This is a genomic window from Bradyrhizobium lablabi, assembly GCF_018131005.1.
Taxonomy (GTDB): Bacteria; Pseudomonadota; Alphaproteobacteria; order Rhizobiales; family Xanthobacteraceae; genus Bradyrhizobium; species Bradyrhizobium lablabi_D.
Window position 1 is genome coordinate 652,047 of the sequence record NZ_JAFCJK010000003.1, and the last position, 16,427, is coordinate 668,473.

Here is a 16,427-nt window from a genome sequence, read left to right on the forward strand (position 1 = left end):
GGCTTCCCGACCACCCACGAGAAAACCCTGAATGCCCGCCATTTTAACGTGCATTGGCCTTATAGTCCCTCAGGCGCCAAAATGATTTCAAAAAATATGATGAATCATTACCGGCGCCGAAGCGCAATACCTCATGCTAAATGATTGTGAGATAAAGGATTACTCCCCACGGGAACCTTGTCGGCGTAACGCGCCGTTATCCCTCGCCCTTGCGCTTGACGTGGCGGTCGCCCTTGCTTGGCGCCGGCTGAGTGACGTTGACGGGGTCGGAACCCGGAAAGGTTTCTTCCAAACCCTCCTCCAGGGCATCGTCCAGACGGCGCTTCTCCGCGTTTTCGTCGGCTTTCGGCTTCGAGATCGGTTGTATCATCGCGCTCTCCCTTCGGTTCGGTCGGGCGATTTGGCAGGCGATCCAACCATGCTAGATGACGCACGACTTGCGACATAAAGGAGGGGCCGGAACGTCCATGAAGCACATTACCTGCATCGAAGATTTGCGCCAACTGCACAAACGCCGCGTGCCGAAGGCCTTCTTCGATTACGCCGACCGCGGCTCCTACACTGAGGAGACGCTGCGGGCCAATTCTGAGGATCTTCAGCAGATCAAGTTTCGCCAACGCATCCTTGTCGACGTTTCCAAACGTTCCCTTTCGACGACGATCCTCGGCGAGCCCGCGGCGATGCCGCTGATCCTGGCGCCGGTCGGGCTGCTCGGCATGCAGCACGGCGACGGCGAAATCCACGCCTGCCGCGCGGCGCAGGCGGCCGGCATCCCCTTTACCCAAAGCACGATGTCGATCTGCTCGATCGAGGACATTGCGGCTGCGGTCGACAAGCCGTTCTGGTTTCAGCTCTACGTCATGAGGGATCGCGGCTTCATCAAGTCGCTGATCGAGCGCGCGCTCGCGGCGAAATGCTCGGCGCTGGTGCTCACCGTCGATCTGCAGGTGATCGGCCAGCGTCACCAGGACATCAAGAACGGCATGACCGTGCCGCCGGAATGGTCACTGTCGAAGCTCATCGATTTCGCGACCAAGCCCGCCTGGGTGTCCGGCGTGCTCCGCGGCAAGCGCCGCACCTTCGGCAACATCGCCGGGCACGTCAAAGGCACCGAGGATCTCACCAAACTGTCGGAGTGGACCGCCTCGCAGTTCGACACCTCGTTGAACTGGAAGGACATCGACTGGATCCGCAGCATCTGGCCGGGCAAGCTCATTCTGAAGGGCATTCTCGACGTCGAGGACGCGGAGCTCGCGGCCAAGACCGGCGCACAGGCAATCGTCGTCTCCAACCATGGCGGCCGTCAGCTCGACGGCGCGCCGTCGTCGATCGAGGTGCTGCCGGAGATCGTCGACGCGATCGGCTCGCAGATGGAGATCATGTTCGACGGCGGCATCCGCACCGGCATGGACGTGATGCGCGCGCTCGCGCTCGGTGCAAAGTCCTGCATGATCGGCCGCGCCTATGCCTATGGCTTGGGTGCTGGCGGTGAGGCCGGTGTCGCCAAGGCGATCGACATCCTGGGCAAGGAGCTGACCACGACGATGGGGCTGTGCGGCGTCAACACCATTGCCGAGATCGACGATCACGTGCTGGCGGTCTGATTGAACGAGCCGCCAAGGTAAGTCGTCCCGGCCTTCGCCGGGACGACAACGGAGCGTGCCGATCGAGTTCCCAGGCGCGTTTTGCGTCACATCGGCGGCGTGATGCCATCGCGGCCGACATTGACGCGATTGGCTTCCAGCGTGCCGTCTTCCTTCTTCACCGCGCCGAAGATGATGATCTTTGCGCCCGGCTTCAGCTCGGACTTTTCGCCGGCCACGAAGGTCACGACTGGCGTGCCCGGCGGCACCACGACCTTTTTCTCACCATCCTTGTATTTGACCAGGATGTTCTGGCCGTCAGTGCCTTTCACGGTCTCCGCCACCGTGGCATTGGTCATGGTGGAGTTGGCGCGGAGATCCCACGGACGAAAACCTTCCGCGGCACCGCGCTGGTTCTCGGGAAAGATGTGAACGGCAATCGCGTTCTGCGTTCCGTCGGGCTCCGGCATCGCGGTGACGCCGATGTAGGAGCCCTGCTTGATCTCGGATAGCTCGGTCTTGGCGACGCCGAACACCGCGACGTTGTCAGTCGTTCGTACTTTCATATCGGCGCCGTCGCGCGACTTGATCGACAACATCGGGCCGTCGACGCCCTCGATAGTGCCTCGAATGCGCACCGTCGGCGGCTGCTGCGCCGATGCGATCGAGACGAATGCAATGGCGAGCAACGCGCCGGACAATAGCGATTTTGGCATGGTGTCCCTCCCGGAAATTTGGCTGGCCAACGACAAACACCGTCCGCTCTGCGGTATTCCGCAAGTACAGCTGGCTTTGGCCAACCACTTTCTCCCACGATGGGAGGGTGCAAGGAGCGTTACATTGGCGGGGTGAGGCCGTCGCGGCCGACGCTGACGCGATCGGTCTCCAACGAATCGTCCGGCAGCTTCTTCGTGAAGGCGATGATCTTTGCGCCGGCCTTCAGGTCCGTTTTGTCGGCTGGAACATAGGTCACGACCGGCGTCTCCGGAGACACCAGCACCTTCTTCTCGCCGTCCCTGTACTTGACCAGGAGCGTGTGACCGTCATTGCTGACGACCGATTGCGCGACCGTCGCATTGGTCATGCTGCTGTTGGGCTTGAGATCATAGGGCCGGGAGCCTTCGCCGGTGCCGCGCATGTTCTCGGGGAATACGTGTACCTCGACGGCGCTCGGCACACCATCAGGGCCCGGAACCGTGGTGGTGCCGATGAAGGAACCGACCTTGATATCGGCAAGCGCGATCTTGGTGAGGCCGAGGACGCGGATGTCGCTGGTCATGTGCAGCTTGACCTCCTCGCCGTTGCGCGACTTCACTGCGAGCGTATTGCCATCGACACCCTCGATGGTTCCGCGCACCCGCGTTGGTGACGGCGGCTGCTGCGCGATCGCATATAGTGTGGACACCGTCACCATCGCGAGCGCAAACAGCGGGCGAACGAACGGGATGTGGCGAGCAGACATGGGTGATCTCCGGGAAGTGGGGCTGACGTAGCTTAGACCCCGGCTTTGCAGCGTTATTCCCAACCTTAAGTCTTTGTAAGGTCGGCTTCGACCAGCGCGCGCAACTCCGATGTCACGCGCGGGCGCTGCCCGAACCACAATTCAAAGCCGCGCACCGCCTGATGCAGAAGCATGCCGAGCCCGTCCGACGTCTTCAGTCCGCGCGCCTGCGCCGCGGCGAGCAACGGCGTCACCAACGGCACATAGACGAGATCGGCGACCACGGACTCTGCCGGCAACAGGCCGACATCAAGCGAGAGCGCGGGCTGGCCGTGCATGCCGAGTGACGTCGTGTTCACGAGCAGGCCGGCGTTCGGCAACAGCTCGTCGACGGCTTCCCAGGCGGCGGGATGAACACGCGGGCCGAACTGATCGGCGAGCGTGCGGGCGCGGTCGAGGGTCCGGTTGACGAGATGGATGCGCGCAATGCCACGTTCGATCAAGCCGAATACCACGGCGCGCGCCGAGCCGCCGGCGCCAAGCACCATCGCGTCCGTTACCTTGTCCCAGCCGGGCGCGCTGGCGTCGAGGTTGTTGATGAAGCCCTCGACATCGGTGTTGGTCGAGCGCAACTCGCCGTCCTCGAACCAAAGCGTGTTGGCGGCACCGATGGCGCGGGCGCGATCGTCTGGCGTCGACAGGGCGAGCGCCCGCTCCTTGTGCGGGATCGTGACGTTGGCGCCGACGAAGCCGCGCAGCGACAGGCGCAGCACGAAATCCCTGAAATCGCCCGGCGGCACCGCCTCGATGACGTAGCCGCCCTCAATGCCGAGGGTGCGCAGCCAATAGTGATGTATCAGCGGCGAGCGGGAATGCGCTGCCGGCCATCCGATCAGGCATGCGGCACGGGCCTTGGTCGCGGACGTCATTGCCGTGACATCGGCCAAGCCGATGTCGCTGTCAATCCTTCCGCTTCGCGGTTGCGGCAACGAGAGCGCAGAACGCACAGGCGGCGCCGGCCGCGAACCAGATCGCGGCCAGGTTGATCCAGCGGTAGGCGGAGGCGCCGAGCAGCGCGCCCACGACCAGCGCCGTCCACAACAGCAGGTTCGGCAGCCAGGCCCAGCGCGCACCGCCGGACAGGGCCGCAGCGATGAGCTGGCCGACCTTAACCAGCGCACCGGTGACATAGGTGAGACCGAGGCCGGCACCGCCATCGATCTGGAACACCGCGTTCTCCAGTCCCATCGCCAGCACCATGGCGACGACAGCGATGTTTGGCTGCCCAAGCGCGTCGGCCGACGCGGCCGCCGTGAGCAGCAACGCCTCGGTGAGCAGGATCAAGGGCTGCCGACGCGCGCCGCGGCCGAGCACGATCAGGCTTCCGGCCGCTGCTCCGACGACGAACAGGACGATGAGCCCGAACGCTTGCAGGGCGCCGTTCCAATGCCCTCCGGCAAGGCTGACGCCGAGCCGGGTCGAATTACCGCTCATGAAGGAGACGAACAGTCCGCCGAGATGAAGGAAGCCGATCCCGTCGACATAGCCGGCGAGCGCACTCAGCGCGCAGGCCAGCGCCAGGTTGCGGCGGGATTCAACCATGATGTCCTTGCGCCCCCATCGTGAGGCACAAGCTACAACATGATGTAGCGAAGTCGAATTGCTGCCGCACCAGACATTCACCTCTCGCTCGAAGGAGAGGTGAATGGGAGTGCTGTCTCGAATGAACCGACCGATCTTGCCAGCGATCACGTCCTGGACGTGACCGCCGGCATCAGGCCGCGTCGCGATGGGCGGCGATGATCTGATCGGCGGCGCGGCCCGTCACCTCCGCCATACGGTCGAATTGGCGGGTGAAGCTGCCGGCGCCGGCCGTGGCCGAGCGCAACTCCACGATCAGGTCGCCGATCTCCGCCTCCGGCATGGTGGCGCGGACGCAGTCCCATCCACTCCAACCCTCGCGGGTATCGAAGCCGAGGATCTGGCCGCGGCGTGCCGACAGGATCGCGTTGATCTTGGCGGTCGCCTCCGTCGGGCACACGATCTCGACCAGGTGGATCGGTTCCAGCAGCACCGGCTGGCACTGCGGCAACGCCTCGCTGACGCCGATCCGCGCCGCCGTCCGGAATGCCAGATCGGACGAATCGACGCTGTGATAGGAGCCGTCCGTCAACGTGACGTCGACATCGATGACCGGGAAGCCGAGCGGTCCGCGCGTGAGCCCGTCGACGACGCCCTCTTCCACCGCGGGAATGTAATTGCGCGGCACCGCGCCGCCGACCACCTTCTCGTGGAATTCGAAACCGCTGCCGCGCGGTTTCGGCTTGATCTCCAGCACGACATCTCCGAACTGGCCGTGGCCGCCGGACTGCTTCTTGTGCCGGCCGCGCTGGGTGATCGGTTTGCGGATGGTCTCCTGGTAGCCGATCGCCGGCGTATGCGATTTGACGTTGACGCCGAAACGGTCCTTGAGCCGCTCCTGCGCGACGCGCAGATGCATCTCGCCCTGCCCCCACAGCACGGTGTCGTGGGTGCGCGGATTCTGGATCATCGACAGCGAGGGATCTTCCTCGTTGAGCCGCAACAGCGCCTGGCCGAGCTTGACATCGTCCTTGCGGTCGGTCGCAGCGATCGAGATCGACAGCACCGGCGCGGTTGGCTCGACGTTCAACAGCGAGGCCGGCGCGACCTTGCCGCTCGCGATCGTGTCACCGGTCCTGATCGCGTCGAGCTTGCCGAGCGCAACCGTGTCGCCGGCTTCCGCCGACGGACGCTTGCTGTCATGCGCGCCGCTGACGCTGAGGATGCCGGAAACGCGCCCGCTCTCGCCGGACGACGAGAGCAGCGTCGTGCCGTCGTCAAGACGGCCGGCGAGCAGGCGCACCAGCGACAGCTTGCCGCCGTGTTGCAGATGCGTGCTCTTGAAGACAAAGGCGAGCGCTTCCTTCTGGTCCGGCACGCCGAGGCGTTTCGCGGTATCGGCAACGCCAGGTGCTTCATGACGCAACGCCTTCATCAACCGCAGCACGCCGTTGCCGCGGCAGGCCGCGCCGAGCAGCACCGGGCAGATCAGGCCGTCGCGCAATTCGCGGGCGAGATCGTCGAACACCGCGTCGCGCGGCGGCTGGATGTCCTCCAGCAACTGCTCCATCAGAGCATCGTCATGATCGGCGAGCTTCTCCAGCATCGAGAAGCGCGCCTCCTTCTCGCGATCGAGATTGCCGCCTTCGAGAGCGACGACCTCCGACGGCTTGTGCTCGCGATAGACAAAGGCGCGCTCCAGCGCGAGATCGACGAAACCTTCGATCAGATCGCCGTTCCAGATCGGAATCTGGCGCAGCACCAGCGGCACGCGCGAGGCCGGTTGCAGGATCGCAAGCGTTTCACGGATGCGCTTGTTGGCGCGATCGATCTTGTTCAGGAAAAGAAAACGGGGAATGCCGAGCTCTTCCAGCTCACGTAGAATGATCTGCAGCTGCGGCAGCTTCTTCTCATCTGCCTCACAGACTACGACCGCGGCGTCAACCGCCGGTAGCGCGGCGCGCATGTCGTGCGCGAACTCGATTGAGCCGGGACAATCGATGAAGGTATAGCTGTCGCCCATGAAGGTGGTGGTGGCGGCGGTCAGGCCCACGCCCATCTTGTGATGGCGCGCTTCGGGGCTCGCATCGCCGACGGTAGTTCCGGCATCGACGCTGCCGGCAGTTTTGATGGCGCCTGTACGCGCCAGAATCGCTTCCAGAAGTGTGGTTTTACCGCTTTGGAAAGGGCCCACCAGCGCGATGCACCGTGGACCTCGGGGACTTCTGACGTCTTGTCCCATTGCCGCCTCCTCGAGTTGGAGCTCGGCCCGTGATTGGGTCGGCGACCTTTGATGCTCCGCCCGTCGATGGATTTTGGCAAGCGGGAAATGTCGCTGCGGTGCGATGGAAGGGAGTGCGGCCTTACGACCCCATCATCTCGCGCTTACGGACCGCACGAAGCGCACGCAATAGAGTGTTAGCGTCCCGGGCGCAGTTCCATGCTCTCCAGCCCGGCGGCGATGTTGACACCGACCTGACCTTGCACGCTCAGGGGTTGCAAAGCGATTGTGTTGTTGGAACCGCCGATCAGCACATTGCCGCCGACGCCGACGCCGAGCGTCGCGCTGCCCTGCGCGCCGGCATAATCGCCGGTGAGGTCGCCCGGCCCGAGCCGCGACACCGGCGCGTAGACGCCCCAGGCGAGTACCGATTCCTGGGTGATGCCGAGATCGATGCCGACCTTGCGAATGGTCGCGATATAGCGATCCTCGGGCAATCCTTCGGCGCGCATCACGCAGCCGAGATGGGTGAGGGATCCGACGATAAATCCAATGCTGGCGCCGCCGCGGCATTCGAGGACGCCGACCTGCGCGCGCTGCACCGGCTGTTGCGCGTTGGCGCCGGCGATTGCGGCCACCAGCGTGACCGCACCGGCGAGGAGAACGAAGCGACGCATGAGGATATCTCCGGCTTTAGGGCGTGACGCGAAGAGAGAAAAGAAAGCGCCGTTTCAGCGGCGCCTGGCCTCCTATGCCATAGCATCGGATGTCGTGCCAGATTTGAGGCCCTCGCGCGGCTTGGTGACAGCAAGTAAGGACAAACAAAAAGAGGCCCGCTTGCGCGAACCCCTTTTGATTGATGCGACTTGAGTGAAGCGCAGACTTCGCTCAGTGGCGGTGATGCCGGCGGTGATGGTGGTGGCGGTGCGGGCCGCCGATGCTGACCGGCGCGAGGTCGAGCGCCGCGACACCGGCTGCCACGTTGAAGCCGGTCTGGCCCTGCACGCTGACCGGCTGTAGCGCGTAGGCATTCTGCGCGCCACCGACAAGGAAGTTGCCGCCGCCGCCAATGCCGACCGACACGTTGGCGCCGACACCGCCGTAGCTGCCGGCGAGTTCGCCGCGTCCGATCCGATCGGTTGGCGCGCTCACTGCCCAAGCGAGCTGCGTCTGCGCGGTAACGCCGAGGTCAACGCCAACGCGACGCACGGTCGCGATATAGGGCTCAGGCCGGCGGCCCTCACTCTGAAATACGCACTCGAGCTGGGTGACCGAACCGAGCACGAAACCGACGTTCTCGCCGCCCTGGCATTGCAGGACGCCGGCGGGAGCCGGCTGCATCGCGTTGGCAGTGGCGATCGGCGCCAGCAGCGCGAGCGTGGCAAGGGTTAGTGTCGAAAGTCGCATTGGTCTGTCTCCGTGAGCTGAATTTGCGCGGCGGACAGAAGGAAAGCGACGTGTCTAAAAGAAGGCGCACCGCAAAGATGCCGCAAAAACTTCCCGCGTGTGACGCAGGAAACCTGATCAAGATGTGATTTGACACATTGCCTGTTTCGAGGCGCGCATTTCAATGCTCGGTTCGGTCGCGCACCACAGGCGAGACCGAACCTTCGCGCAAAGCAGTCCTATCGCAGATTGCCGCAGAAGCGCTGGATGCGCTTGCAAGCATCCTCGAGGTCCGAGGTCTTGGTGGCGTAGGAGATGCGGAACGCAGGTCCGAGCCCGAACGCAGAACCCTGCACGACGGCGACGCCTTCGCTCTCGAGCAGTTCGGTGACGAAGTCCTCGTCATTGCCGATCACCTTGCCGGACGGCCCCGTCTTGCCGATCGTGCCGGAGCAGGACGGATAGACGTAGAAGGCGCCCTCGGGACGCGGACATTCGATGCCGCTTGCCTGGTTGAGCATCGACACCACGAGGTCGCGCCGCTCCTTGAACACCTTGTTGTTCGCTGGAATGAAGTCCTGCGGGCCGTTGAGCGCCTCGACCGACGCCCACTGCGCGATCGACGACGGGTTCGAGGTCGACTGTGACTGGATCGTCGCCATTGCCTTGATGAGTTGCGCCGGTCCTCCGGCATAGCCGATGCGCCAGCCTGTCATGCAATAGGCCTTCGACACGCCGTTCACGGTCAGCGTGCGCTCGTAGAGCCTGGGCTCGACCTGCGCTGCGGTCGTGAAGACGAAGTCGTCATAGACGAGATGCTCATACATGTCGTCGGTCATCACCCAGACATGCGGATGCTTCACCAGCACGTCGGTGATCGCCTTCAATTCGGCGCGGGTATAGGCGGCGCCGGTCGGGTTCGACGGCGAGCACAGGATGACCCATTTGGTCTTCGGCGTGATCGCCTTTTCGAGATCCTCGGGCTTGAGCTTGAAGCCGTTCGCGGCTGTGCAGACCACGGGCACCGACTCGCCGCCGGCAAGTGCCACCATCTCCGGATAGCTGACCCAGTAAGGCGCGGGGATGATCACCTCGTCGCCCGGATTGATGGTCGCCATCAGCGCATTGTAGAGCACCTGCTTGCCGCCGGTGCCGACGATGACCTGGTTGGGCTTGTAGCTCAGGCCGTTCTCGCGCTGAAACTTGCTGATGATGGCGTCCTTGAGCTCCGGAATGCCGCCGACATCGGTGTACTTGGTCTTGCCGGCCTCGATCGCGCGGATCGCGGCCAGCTTGATGTTGGCAGGCGTGTCGAAGTCAGGCTCACCAGCGCCGAGGCCGATGACGTTGCGGCCCGCGGCTTTCAGCGCGCGTGCTTTGTCCGTGACCGCGATCGTCGCGGACGGCTTCACACGGTCGAGCGCAGCGGACAGGAAGGCCATCATCATCTCCTGGCAAACGTCGTGAGCCAATGACCACGACTTGATTTGAATGGGATCACGGCACCCTAGGCCTCTCGCCGTTGCGCCGCAAGAAGCTTCCGTTTCGACGCTCACAATTTAGGGAACCTTAAAGACGCGGGGTTACGCTCGCGCAACAATCCTAAACATCCGCGACCAAATGGCTCATATCTGGCAAGCCCTGCGATCCGGCGACTGGCTGACGCCCGCGCGTACCCGCGCCTATTGCCTGATCCTGATCGGCCTTGCGTGCCTTGCCATCTGTGGCTGGATCGCTCTGTCGCATGACCTGGTCGACCGCTCCGGCAAGCCGATCGGAACCGACTTCTCGAGCTTCTACGCCGCTGGATCGCTGGCGCTCGAACACAATGCCACCGAGGCCTACGACATGGTCGCGCACCATGCGCGCGAACAACGCCTGTTCGGGCCCGATACGCCCTATTACAGCTGGCTGTATCCGCCGAGCTTCTTCCTGCTCGCAGCCCCGCTGGCGCTGCTGCCCTACCCGTTGGCGCTCGCCCTCTGGCAGGCCATGACATTCGCGGTCTATCTCGGTGTAATCGGTGCAATTCTGCGCCGGGCTCGTCATGACGATGGCCCCGTCGCAAGGCTTTGGCTGCTCGCGGCCGCGGCCTTTCCCGCCGTCTTCATCAATCTCGGCCACGGTCAGAACGGATTTCTTACTGCCGCGCTATTGGGAGGCGCGCTCGTCTTGCTGCCGCGGCGGCCGGGACTTGCCGGCGTGCTGTTCGGTCTGCTCGCCTATAAGCCGCAATTCGCGCTCGTCATTCCGTTCGCGCTCGTGGCGGGCGGACAGTGGCGATCCATCATGGCGGCCACGATCACCGTGATCGCGCTCGCCGGCGCCTCACTCCTGTTGTTCGGCGCCGATGCATGGACGGCATTCTTCGCATCCACCGAGACCTCACGCAACTTGCTGCTGGAACAAGGCAATGTCGGTTTCGAGAAGCTGCAGAGCGCGTTCGCCGCAGTCCGCCTCTGGGGCGGCAGCGTGCCGCTGGCCTATCTGGTTCAGGGCGCGGTCTGCGCGATCACGGCCGGCTGCACCGCCTGGGTCTGGCGCTCGCCGGGCGCTGACGACATCAAGGCAGCGCTCCTGATCGCCGCGACCGCGCTCGCTTCGCCCCATATCCTCGACTATGACCTCATGCTGCTTGCGCCCGCGATGGCCTTTCTTGTCGCCGCGCGAGCCGGCGCAGCTTTCCTCGACCACGAGATCAGCCTGCTCGCCGCGGTGTGGATCGCGCCGCTGCTCGCACGCTCGTTGGCCGGCGCCACTGGCATCCCACTCGGCTTCCTTGCCAGTGCGACGATGTTCATCTTGATTGCTCGCGCTGCAGTCCACGCGCGCGGCGCAGCCGGCGCAGGCTCGCTGCGAGTCGCGCAAGCGTGATCCAAGTTGTTCTCGTGTGTTGTTAGAATCGTTCTGCGCGCGTGCAGTGCGGTAGACGTTTCGACTTTTTCCACGACGCGGGACTTGCTACGCAACCCCGCCGGCATCATTCTCTGTGCGCGGTGCGCTGGCAGCATGCCACGCACGTGGAGCCGCGCAGTCTTCTCGATCGAGTGAATTTAAAAACGATGTACAAGCTCTATTCGATGCAGCGCTCCGGCAACAGCTACAAGGTTCGTCTGGCGCTAGCCCTGCTCAACACGCCCTACCAAGCGGTCGAGGTCGACATCCTGCGCGGCGAGAGCCGCACACCGGAATTCCTGGCCAAGAACCCGAGCGGCCAGGTGCCGTTGCTTGAAGTCGCGGAAGGCCGCTACCTCGCCGAGTCGAACGCCATCCTCTGGTATGTCGCCACGGGCACGTCGCTGTCCCCGGATTCACGGATCGAACGCGCCGAGGCGCTGCAGTGGATGTTCTTCGAACAGCATGCGCTGGAGCCGAACATCGGCGCTGCCTTTTTCTGGCTCTCGCTGGTCAGAGGTGGGCGCGACCTGCAGACGCATGCGCTTGAAGACTGGATGGAGCGAGGCTACGCGGCGCTGCAGGTGATGGAAAATCACCTGAAGGGACATGCCTATTTTGCCGCCGACCAGCTCACGGTCGCCGACATCGCGCTCTACGGCTACACCCATGTCGCCGACCGCTGCGACTACGACCTCGCCGCCTTCCCGGCGATCCGCGCCTGGCTGAAACGGGTGGAGCAAACACCCCGTTTCGTCACGATGGACTGGCGACCCGGAAACGAAGTCGACGACCCGGCCGGCGTCGTGACCGGTGCCTGAAGAGCGGGGATAGCGGGATAATTGCCCAAAATAGCGGGCAAGCCTGCTTTTTCGCCGTGTTTTAGCCGCACTTTGGGCGCCGCCGCCGCAATATTGCCGGCGACGATTTGCAAATTCCCGCCGATGTCGCGGGTGATTCGCCCGCGCCCTGAAGGATTTAGACCATGATACGGTCGTCCGGCACGGTGGGCTTCCAGGACCGCCCTGCCCCAGTGGCATCCTCCCGGCTGACGAACGCGATCGCCGCTTCGCTCGCGATCGGTTCGCTGACGCTCTGCCTTGCCGTCCTGCTGACGGTGGTGTCGAGCAAGATCACCATGGCGATGTCAATTCCAACGTAGTTGAGCATTTTCCGATTAGCACCTCTACGCGGCAAGGCCGCGGCTGGCACATCACGGCTCGAATATATGAAGACACCCGTCGGACTTGTGAGACTTGTGACCGTGACATTGACGGTGGCGATCCTGCTTGCGGCCTCGCTGTTGATAGTGAGCGGCACGCATGGCGAAGACCGTGCGCGGCCGCAGCGGATCCTGACGCCCGCTGGCAGATAGGCGGCAGCCTTGCCGTGAACGCTTGAGCGGCGCCATCATGCCCACTTATGGAAGATCAGGAATGCCCCGGCCGCGATGAAGGCAAAGCCGAGCGCGTGATTCCAGCCCAGCGGCTCCTTCAGATACAGCACCGAGAATGCAGCGAACACGACCAGCGTGATCACTTCCTGTATGGTCTTGAGCTGCGCCGCCGAATAGACCGCGCTGCCCCAGCGATTGGCCGGCACCGCCAGCCAGTACTCGAAGAAGGCGATACCCCAGCTTGCGAGGACGACGAGCGGAAGCGAATGACCCTTGAACCTGAGGTGGCCATACCAGGCAAACGTCATGAAGACGTTGGAGGCAAGCAGCATCAGGACTGGCAGCAGCGACGGCGAAATGGTGGGCATCGAAATCCTCTTCAAGGCGGGCACGCGCCAACCCTCGGCGCAGGGACCCGGTTCCATGCGCATCTGCATATCATTTGATTCGAAAGCAGCGAAAGCTCGCTCGCCCTCAACAGGATCGCCTTAACGTTCAAACGGGAAATGCCGGCAATGTTGCAGCCGTGCCGTCAAACTGCGGCCTTGTTCTTCGACGGGCAAAGAGAACGAACATGCGGTTCGACTGGCGTGCAATCTCAGGTCCGGCCCTGACGGCAATCATTGCGTTGACCACGTTCGCGGTCGATCGATATGTGATCTTCATGCCCAATCCGGCGCCGCTGTTCGTCTGTATCGTTGCGCTTGCAAGCTCCGTCAGCGGCACTACGTCCGGGCTGGCCAGTGCCGCGATCGCGGTAGTGTCCTCGGCGTTGCTGTTCCTGGATCACCGCGCCACGCCCGGTTTCGGCATGTCCGACGTCGCGCGGATGCTGATGCTTGCTGCAACCGCCGCCGGCACGGCCGTGATCACCGGCCTGTTGCGGCAGAAGTGGGTCGACGCCTTCGTTGCCGAGCAGGAGGAGCATGCGACCGCGGCGCGGCTCGCATCCGCGCTGGACCAGGTTGACATCGGTATCGTGCTGCTGGATTCCGACACCCGCGCCGAGTTCATCAACCGCGCCTTCCGCGATTACTTCGCGCTCTCCGACGCGCAGGCCGACTCCAGGCCGCCCTTCATCGCGCTGATGTATCACGGCCGGGACACTGGCGCCTACGAGCTGCCCGAGGACGAGCTCGGAGCGTTCATCGCCGAGCGCACCGAGAAGATGCGCACAGGCGATTCGACGCCGATCAACATCAACCTCGCCGACGGACAGGTACTGCGCTTCAGTTGCACCGCGTTGCCCGACGGCGGACGCATGCTGAGCTACACGCCGGTGACCGATCTCGTTCGGCACACCGATGACCCCGCCAAGGCGGACTACTATCGCTCGCTGCGCGGCGGCGCGCGCAATGCCGCGCGGCAACTCCGCGCGGCCGAGTGAGGCGCGCATTCTCGACAATTGCTCCGGCCTGATTGCGCCGATAGAAGTGACGGGCGTCTCGCACGCGCATGTCCGTCAACGAGGGATCACCGATGTCCGACGATGTCATCATCCGCTTCGTCACCGGGCAGGACTACGCCCAGTGGCTTCCCTTGTGGGACGGCTACAACGCGTTCTACGGGCGTTCCGGCCCGACTGCGCTCGCGCCCGAGATTACGGCGACCACCTGGCAGCGCTTCTTCGACGCCTATGAGCCGGTGCATGCCCTGGTCGCGGAAAGCAGCGGCAAGCTGCTCGGGCTGACGCATTACCTGTTTCATCGCTCGACCACGGCGATCGAGCCGAGCTGCTATCTGCAGGATCTCTTCACCAGCGAAGCGGCGCGCGGCAAGGGCGTCGGCCGCGCCTTGATCAACGGCGTCTATGCCCAGGCGAAGCTCGCGGGATCGCCTCGGGTCTATTGGCAGACGCACAAGACCAATCACGTTGCGATGCAGCTCTACGACAAGGTCGCCGAGAACTCGGGCTTCATCGTCTATCGCAGGATCTTCTGAAAAGCTCGCTCGAAGCAATCGTGGATGAGGCCTGGTGTCACCGGGGCGTAACAAAGCCAAGCTACGCTTCCCGTCGCGCAAGATCAGGCCCCCCGTCTGAGATCTGCGCCCCCCGAGCGGTCCCGTCAGTCGCCGCGTCTGACCGGGGCCGCTTTTTTGCCCCATCGCCATGCGCGGCGCGCAGCCGGTCCGCAGCTTGCAGGTCTCCGCGACGCGCGCCACAATGGCCGGGTTCCGCGCTTCCCGTGGGTGTCTCATGGAAATTCGCAATCTCGGCGGCTCCGGCCTGCGCGTGTCGGCCGTCGGCATCGGCTGCAATAATTTCGGCCAGCGCACCGATCTGGAGGCCTCGCGCAAGGTGATCCACAGGGCGATCGACCTCGGTATCACCCTGTTCGACACCGCCGACATCTATGCCGGCATGGGCGGTTCGGAGACCGTTCTTGGCACTGTGTTAGGCGACCGGCGCAAGGAGATCGTGCTCGCCACCAAATACGCCAAGCCGATGGCGACCGACGGCACCAGGCAGGGCGCCTCGCGCCGCTATATCATGACCGCTGTGGAAGCGAGCCTGACCCGGCTCAAGACCGACTACATCGATCTCTACCAGCAGCACGATTGCGACCCGCTGACGCCGATCGACGAGACGCTGCGCGCGCTCGACGACCTCGTTCGCCAGGGCAAGGTTCGCTACGTCGGCAATTCGAACTTCCCGGCGTGGCGCGTCGCGGAGGCCGAGCACGTCGCGCGCGCAATGAATGTCAATCGCTTCATCTCCTGCCAGGACGAATACAGCCTCGTGGTGCGCGACATCGAGAAGGATCTGCTGCCCGCCGCGCAAGAATACAATCTCGGCCTGCTGCCGTTCTTTCCACTCGCGAGCGGCCTGCTCACCGGCAAGTACCAACGCGGCGCGGCGGCGCCACCCGACACCCGCTTTGCAAAGGCCCCGGCGCTACGCGACCGCTACGTCACGGCGCGCAACGAGAACATCGTCGAGAAGCTGGGCGTGTTTGCAAAGGAGCGTGGCCACACCATGCTCGAACTCGCCTTCTCGTGGCTCGCTGCACGCCCGCAAGTCGCAAGCGTGATCGCAGGCGCAACGCGCGTCGAGCAGGTCGAACAGAACGTCAAGGCGATTGGCTGGAAGCTGAGCGCGGAGGAGATGGCGGAGATCGACAGGATTACGAAGGGCTGACTTTGCCCTTGGGGCTCTATCCAGGCAGCTCGAGCTGAATCGTGCCTCGATATTCCCGAATACGTCCGGCGGTCGGGGATGCGATTCCAGAGCACGGTTTCCGCTTCCGTTTGATTGGCGCGTAACCGTCTTGCGCGCCGGATAGGCTCTTCGTTGCGGCCACGCATTGCCATGCCCTTCACCCGGATCGCATCTTGCGATGCAATCCGACCTCTCCCCGCAAAAGAGCGGGGAGAGGTTGGAAAAGCAACACTTGTCTCGGCGAAACAGCAAGCGACACTCCCTCTCCCCGTCCTTCACGGGGGGAGGGTTGGGGTGAGGGGCTCTATCCACGCAGCTCAAGCTGAATCGTGATCAAGACACCCTCGATATTCCTGAGCACATCGTTATTCCAGAAGCGAAGAACTCGATATCCCTCGCTGGCTAGGTAGCGATCACGGAGCGCATCGGCGGCCGACTCGGCATGCTGCCCGCCGTCAACCTCGATCACCATCCGGCTTTCGCGGCATACGAAATCACGGATGTAATGTCCGATCGGAACCTGCCGCGCGAATTTGTAGCCATCGATCTGGCGGTTACGGATGCGATTCCAGAGCACGGTTTCCGCTTCCGTTTGATTGGCGCGTAACCGTCTTGCGCGCCGGATAGGCTCTTCGTTGCGGCCACGCATTGCCATGCCCCTCACCCGGATCGCATCTTGCGATGCAATCCGACCTCTCCCCGCAAAAGAGCGGGGAGAGGTTGGAAAAGCAACACTTGTCTCGGCGAAACAGCAAGCGACACTC

At 63.7% G+C, this 16,427-nt stretch carries 19 protein-coding genes; 8 read left to right on the forward strand and 11 right to left on the reverse strand.

The window, feature by feature from the left end:
• Nucleotides 1-196 precede the first annotated feature (196 nt).
• Nucleotides 197-370, reverse strand: a complete 174-nt coding sequence (locus JQ553_RS13010; protein ID WP_212500329.1) for a hypothetical protein — start codon at nt 368-370, stop codon at nt 197-199.
• 97 nt (nt 371-467) lie between these two features.
• On the opposite strand from JQ553_RS13010, the gene JQ553_RS13015 reads away from it, so the two are divergent.
• Nucleotides 468-1,604, forward strand: coding sequence for an alpha-hydroxy acid oxidase (locus JQ553_RS13015; protein WP_212500330.1), 1,137 nt, complete (start codon nt 468-470; stop codon nt 1,602-1,604).
• 86 nt (nt 1,605-1,690) lie between these two features.
• Here the strand turns inward: JQ553_RS13015 and JQ553_RS13020 are convergent, their stop codons facing one another.
• From JQ553_RS13020 to JQ553_RS13055, 8 genes are all read right to left on the reverse strand, one after another.
• On the reverse strand, nt 1,691-2,299 hold the full coding sequence (locus tag JQ553_RS13020) for a hypothetical protein (protein WP_212500331.1): 609 nt from the start codon (nt 2,297-2,299) through the stop codon (nt 1,691-1,693).
• 119 nt (nt 2,300-2,418) lie between these two features.
• The gene (locus tag JQ553_RS13025) at nt 2,419-2,997 is read right to left on the reverse strand and encodes a hypothetical protein (RefSeq protein WP_212500389.1); all 579 of its coding nucleotides are present in this window, start codon (nt 2,995-2,997) and stop codon (nt 2,419-2,421) included.
• A 113-nt stretch (nt 2,998-3,110) separates the two neighbouring features.
• Complete coding sequence (locus JQ553_RS13030) at nt 3,111-3,953, reverse strand: shikimate dehydrogenase (RefSeq protein ID WP_212500332.1); 843 nt, start codon at nt 3,951-3,953, stop codon at nt 3,111-3,113.
• 31 nt (nt 3,954-3,984) lie between these two features.
• A complete protein-coding gene (locus JQ553_RS13035) occupies nt 3,985-4,626 on the reverse strand; it encodes a YoaK family protein (RefSeq protein ID WP_212500333.1) in 642 nt (213 codons plus the stop codon).
• Nucleotides 4,627-4,798: 172 nt separating this feature from the next.
• Entirely contained in the window at nt 4,799-6,847 is a 2,049-nt protein-coding gene (locus JQ553_RS13040; protein ID WP_212500334.1) for an elongation factor G, read from the reverse strand.
• Nucleotides 6,848-7,023: 176 nt separating this feature from the next.
• A complete protein-coding gene (locus JQ553_RS13045) occupies nt 7,024-7,503 on the reverse strand; it encodes a DUF992 domain-containing protein (protein WP_212500335.1) in 480 nt (159 codons plus the stop codon).
• A gap of 211 nt (nt 7,504-7,714) precedes the next feature.
• Nucleotides 7,715-8,233 (reverse strand): DUF992 domain-containing protein, encoded by a 519-nt coding sequence (locus JQ553_RS13050; protein WP_212500336.1) that lies wholly within the window; start codon nt 8,231-8,233, stop codon nt 7,715-7,717.
• Nucleotides 8,234-8,451: 218 nt separating this feature from the next.
• Nucleotides 8,452-9,654 carry a pyridoxal phosphate-dependent aminotransferase gene (locus tag JQ553_RS13055; protein ID WP_212500337.1) on the reverse strand — a complete coding sequence of 401 codons (1,203 nt, stop codon included), beginning with the start codon at nt 9,652-9,654 and terminating at the stop codon, nt 8,452-8,454.
• 178 nt (nt 9,655-9,832) lie between these two features.
• Here JQ553_RS13055 and JQ553_RS13060 point away from each other — a divergent pair, with 178 nt between their 5' ends.
• The 4 genes from JQ553_RS13060 (at nt 9,833) to JQ553_RS13075 (ending at nt 12,482) form a co-directional block, all read left to right on the forward strand.
• Nucleotides 9,833-11,086 (forward strand): glycosyltransferase family 87 protein, encoded by a 1,254-nt coding sequence (locus tag JQ553_RS13060; RefSeq protein WP_212500338.1) that lies wholly within the window; start codon nt 9,833-9,835, stop codon nt 11,084-11,086.
• Between the two features lie 188 nt (nt 11,087-11,274).
• Nucleotides 11,275-11,928 carry a glutathione S-transferase family protein gene (locus JQ553_RS13065; RefSeq protein ID WP_212500339.1) on the forward strand — a complete coding sequence of 218 codons (654 nt, stop codon included), beginning with the start codon at nt 11,275-11,277 and terminating at the stop codon, nt 11,926-11,928.
• 164 nt (nt 11,929-12,092) lie between these two features.
• On the forward strand, nt 12,093-12,269 hold the full coding sequence (locus JQ553_RS13070; protein ID WP_212500340.1) for a hypothetical protein: 177 nt from the start codon (nt 12,093-12,095) through the stop codon (nt 12,267-12,269).
• A gap of 66 nt (nt 12,270-12,335) precedes the next feature.
• On the forward strand, nt 12,336-12,482 hold the full coding sequence (locus JQ553_RS13075) for a hypothetical protein (protein ID WP_212500341.1): 147 nt from the start codon (nt 12,336-12,338) through the stop codon (nt 12,480-12,482).
• 35 nt (nt 12,483-12,517) lie between these two features.
• Here the strand turns inward: JQ553_RS13075 and JQ553_RS13080 are convergent, their stop codons facing one another.
• Nucleotides 12,518-12,871: a DMT family protein gene (locus JQ553_RS13080; protein WP_212500342.1), complete on the reverse strand. Its 354-nt coding sequence runs from the start codon at nt 12,869-12,871 to the stop codon at nt 12,518-12,520.
• Nucleotides 12,872-13,077: 206 nt separating this feature from the next.
• Between JQ553_RS13080 and JQ553_RS13085 the strand changes: the two genes are divergently transcribed.
• The 3 genes from JQ553_RS13085 (at nt 13,078) to JQ553_RS13095 (ending at nt 15,642) form a co-directional block, all read left to right on the forward strand.
• A complete protein-coding gene (locus tag JQ553_RS13085; RefSeq protein WP_212500343.1) occupies nt 13,078-13,890 on the forward strand; it encodes a PAS-domain containing protein in 813 nt (270 codons plus the stop codon).
• A 92-nt stretch (nt 13,891-13,982) separates the two neighbouring features.
• On the forward strand, nt 13,983-14,444 hold the full coding sequence (locus JQ553_RS13090; protein ID WP_212500344.1) for a GNAT family N-acetyltransferase: 462 nt from the start codon (nt 13,983-13,985) through the stop codon (nt 14,442-14,444).
• A gap of 256 nt (nt 14,445-14,700) precedes the next feature.
• The gene (locus JQ553_RS13095) at nt 14,701-15,642 is read left to right on the forward strand and encodes an aldo/keto reductase (RefSeq protein WP_212500345.1); all 942 of its coding nucleotides are present in this window, start codon (nt 14,701-14,703) and stop codon (nt 15,640-15,642) included.
• Between the two features lie 325 nt (nt 15,643-15,967).
• On the opposite strand, the gene JQ553_RS13100 is transcribed toward JQ553_RS13095, so the two are convergent.
• Nucleotides 15,968-16,427 (reverse strand): endonuclease domain-containing protein (locus JQ553_RS13100; protein WP_409363055.1); only part of this gene is annotated, 460 nt, incomplete at its 5' end.

Coding starts and splice junctions, on each gene's coding strand:
- JQ553_RS13010 (WP_212500329.1), bottom strand. CDS start 370: ATGATACAACCGATCTCGAAGCCGAAAGCCGACGAAAACGCGGAGAAG.
- JQ553_RS13015 (WP_212500330.1), top strand. CDS start 468: ATGAAGCACATTACCTGCATCGAAGATTTGCGCCAACTGCACAAACGC.
- JQ553_RS13020 (WP_212500331.1), bottom strand. CDS start 2,299: ATGCCAAAATCGCTATTGTCCGGCGCGTTGCTCGCCATTGCATTCGTC.
- JQ553_RS13025 (WP_212500389.1), bottom strand. CDS start 2,997: ATGGTGACGGTGTCCACACTATATGCGATCGCGCAGCAGCCGCCGTCA.
- JQ553_RS13030 (WP_212500332.1), bottom strand. CDS start 3,953: ATGACGTCCGCGACCAAGGCCCGTGCCGCATGCCTGATCGGATGGCCG.
- JQ553_RS13035 (WP_212500333.1), bottom strand. CDS start 4,626: ATGGTTGAATCCCGCCGCAACCTGGCGCTGGCCTGCGCGCTGAGTGCG.
- JQ553_RS13040 (WP_212500334.1), bottom strand. CDS start 6,847: ATGGGACAAGACGTCAGAAGTCCCCGAGGTCCACGGTGCATCGCGCTG.
- JQ553_RS13045 (WP_212500335.1), bottom strand. CDS start 7,503: ATGCGTCGCTTCGTTCTCCTCGCCGGTGCGGTCACGCTGGTGGCCGCA.
- JQ553_RS13050 (WP_212500336.1), bottom strand. CDS start 8,233: ATGCGACTTTCGACACTAACCCTTGCCACGCTCGCGCTGCTGGCGCCG.
- JQ553_RS13055 (WP_212500337.1), bottom strand. CDS start 9,654: ATGGCCTTCCTGTCCGCTGCGCTCGACCGTGTGAAGCCGTCCGCGACG.
- JQ553_RS13060 (WP_212500338.1), top strand. CDS start 9,833: ATGGCTCATATCTGGCAAGCCCTGCGATCCGGCGACTGGCTGACGCCC.
- JQ553_RS13065 (WP_212500339.1), top strand. CDS start 11,275: ATGTACAAGCTCTATTCGATGCAGCGCTCCGGCAACAGCTACAAGGTT.
- JQ553_RS13070 (WP_212500340.1), top strand. CDS start 12,093: ATGATACGGTCGTCCGGCACGGTGGGCTTCCAGGACCGCCCTGCCCCA.
- JQ553_RS13075 (WP_212500341.1), top strand. CDS start 12,336: ATGAAGACACCCGTCGGACTTGTGAGACTTGTGACCGTGACATTGACG.
- JQ553_RS13080 (WP_212500342.1), bottom strand. CDS start 12,871: ATGCCCACCATTTCGCCGTCGCTGCTGCCAGTCCTGATGCTGCTTGCC.
- JQ553_RS13085 (WP_212500343.1), top strand. CDS start 13,078: ATGCGGTTCGACTGGCGTGCAATCTCAGGTCCGGCCCTGACGGCAATC.
- JQ553_RS13090 (WP_212500344.1), top strand. CDS start 13,983: ATGTCCGACGATGTCATCATCCGCTTCGTCACCGGGCAGGACTACGCC.
- JQ553_RS13095 (WP_212500345.1), top strand. CDS start 14,701: ATGGAAATTCGCAATCTCGGCGGCTCCGGCCTGCGCGTGTCGGCCGTC.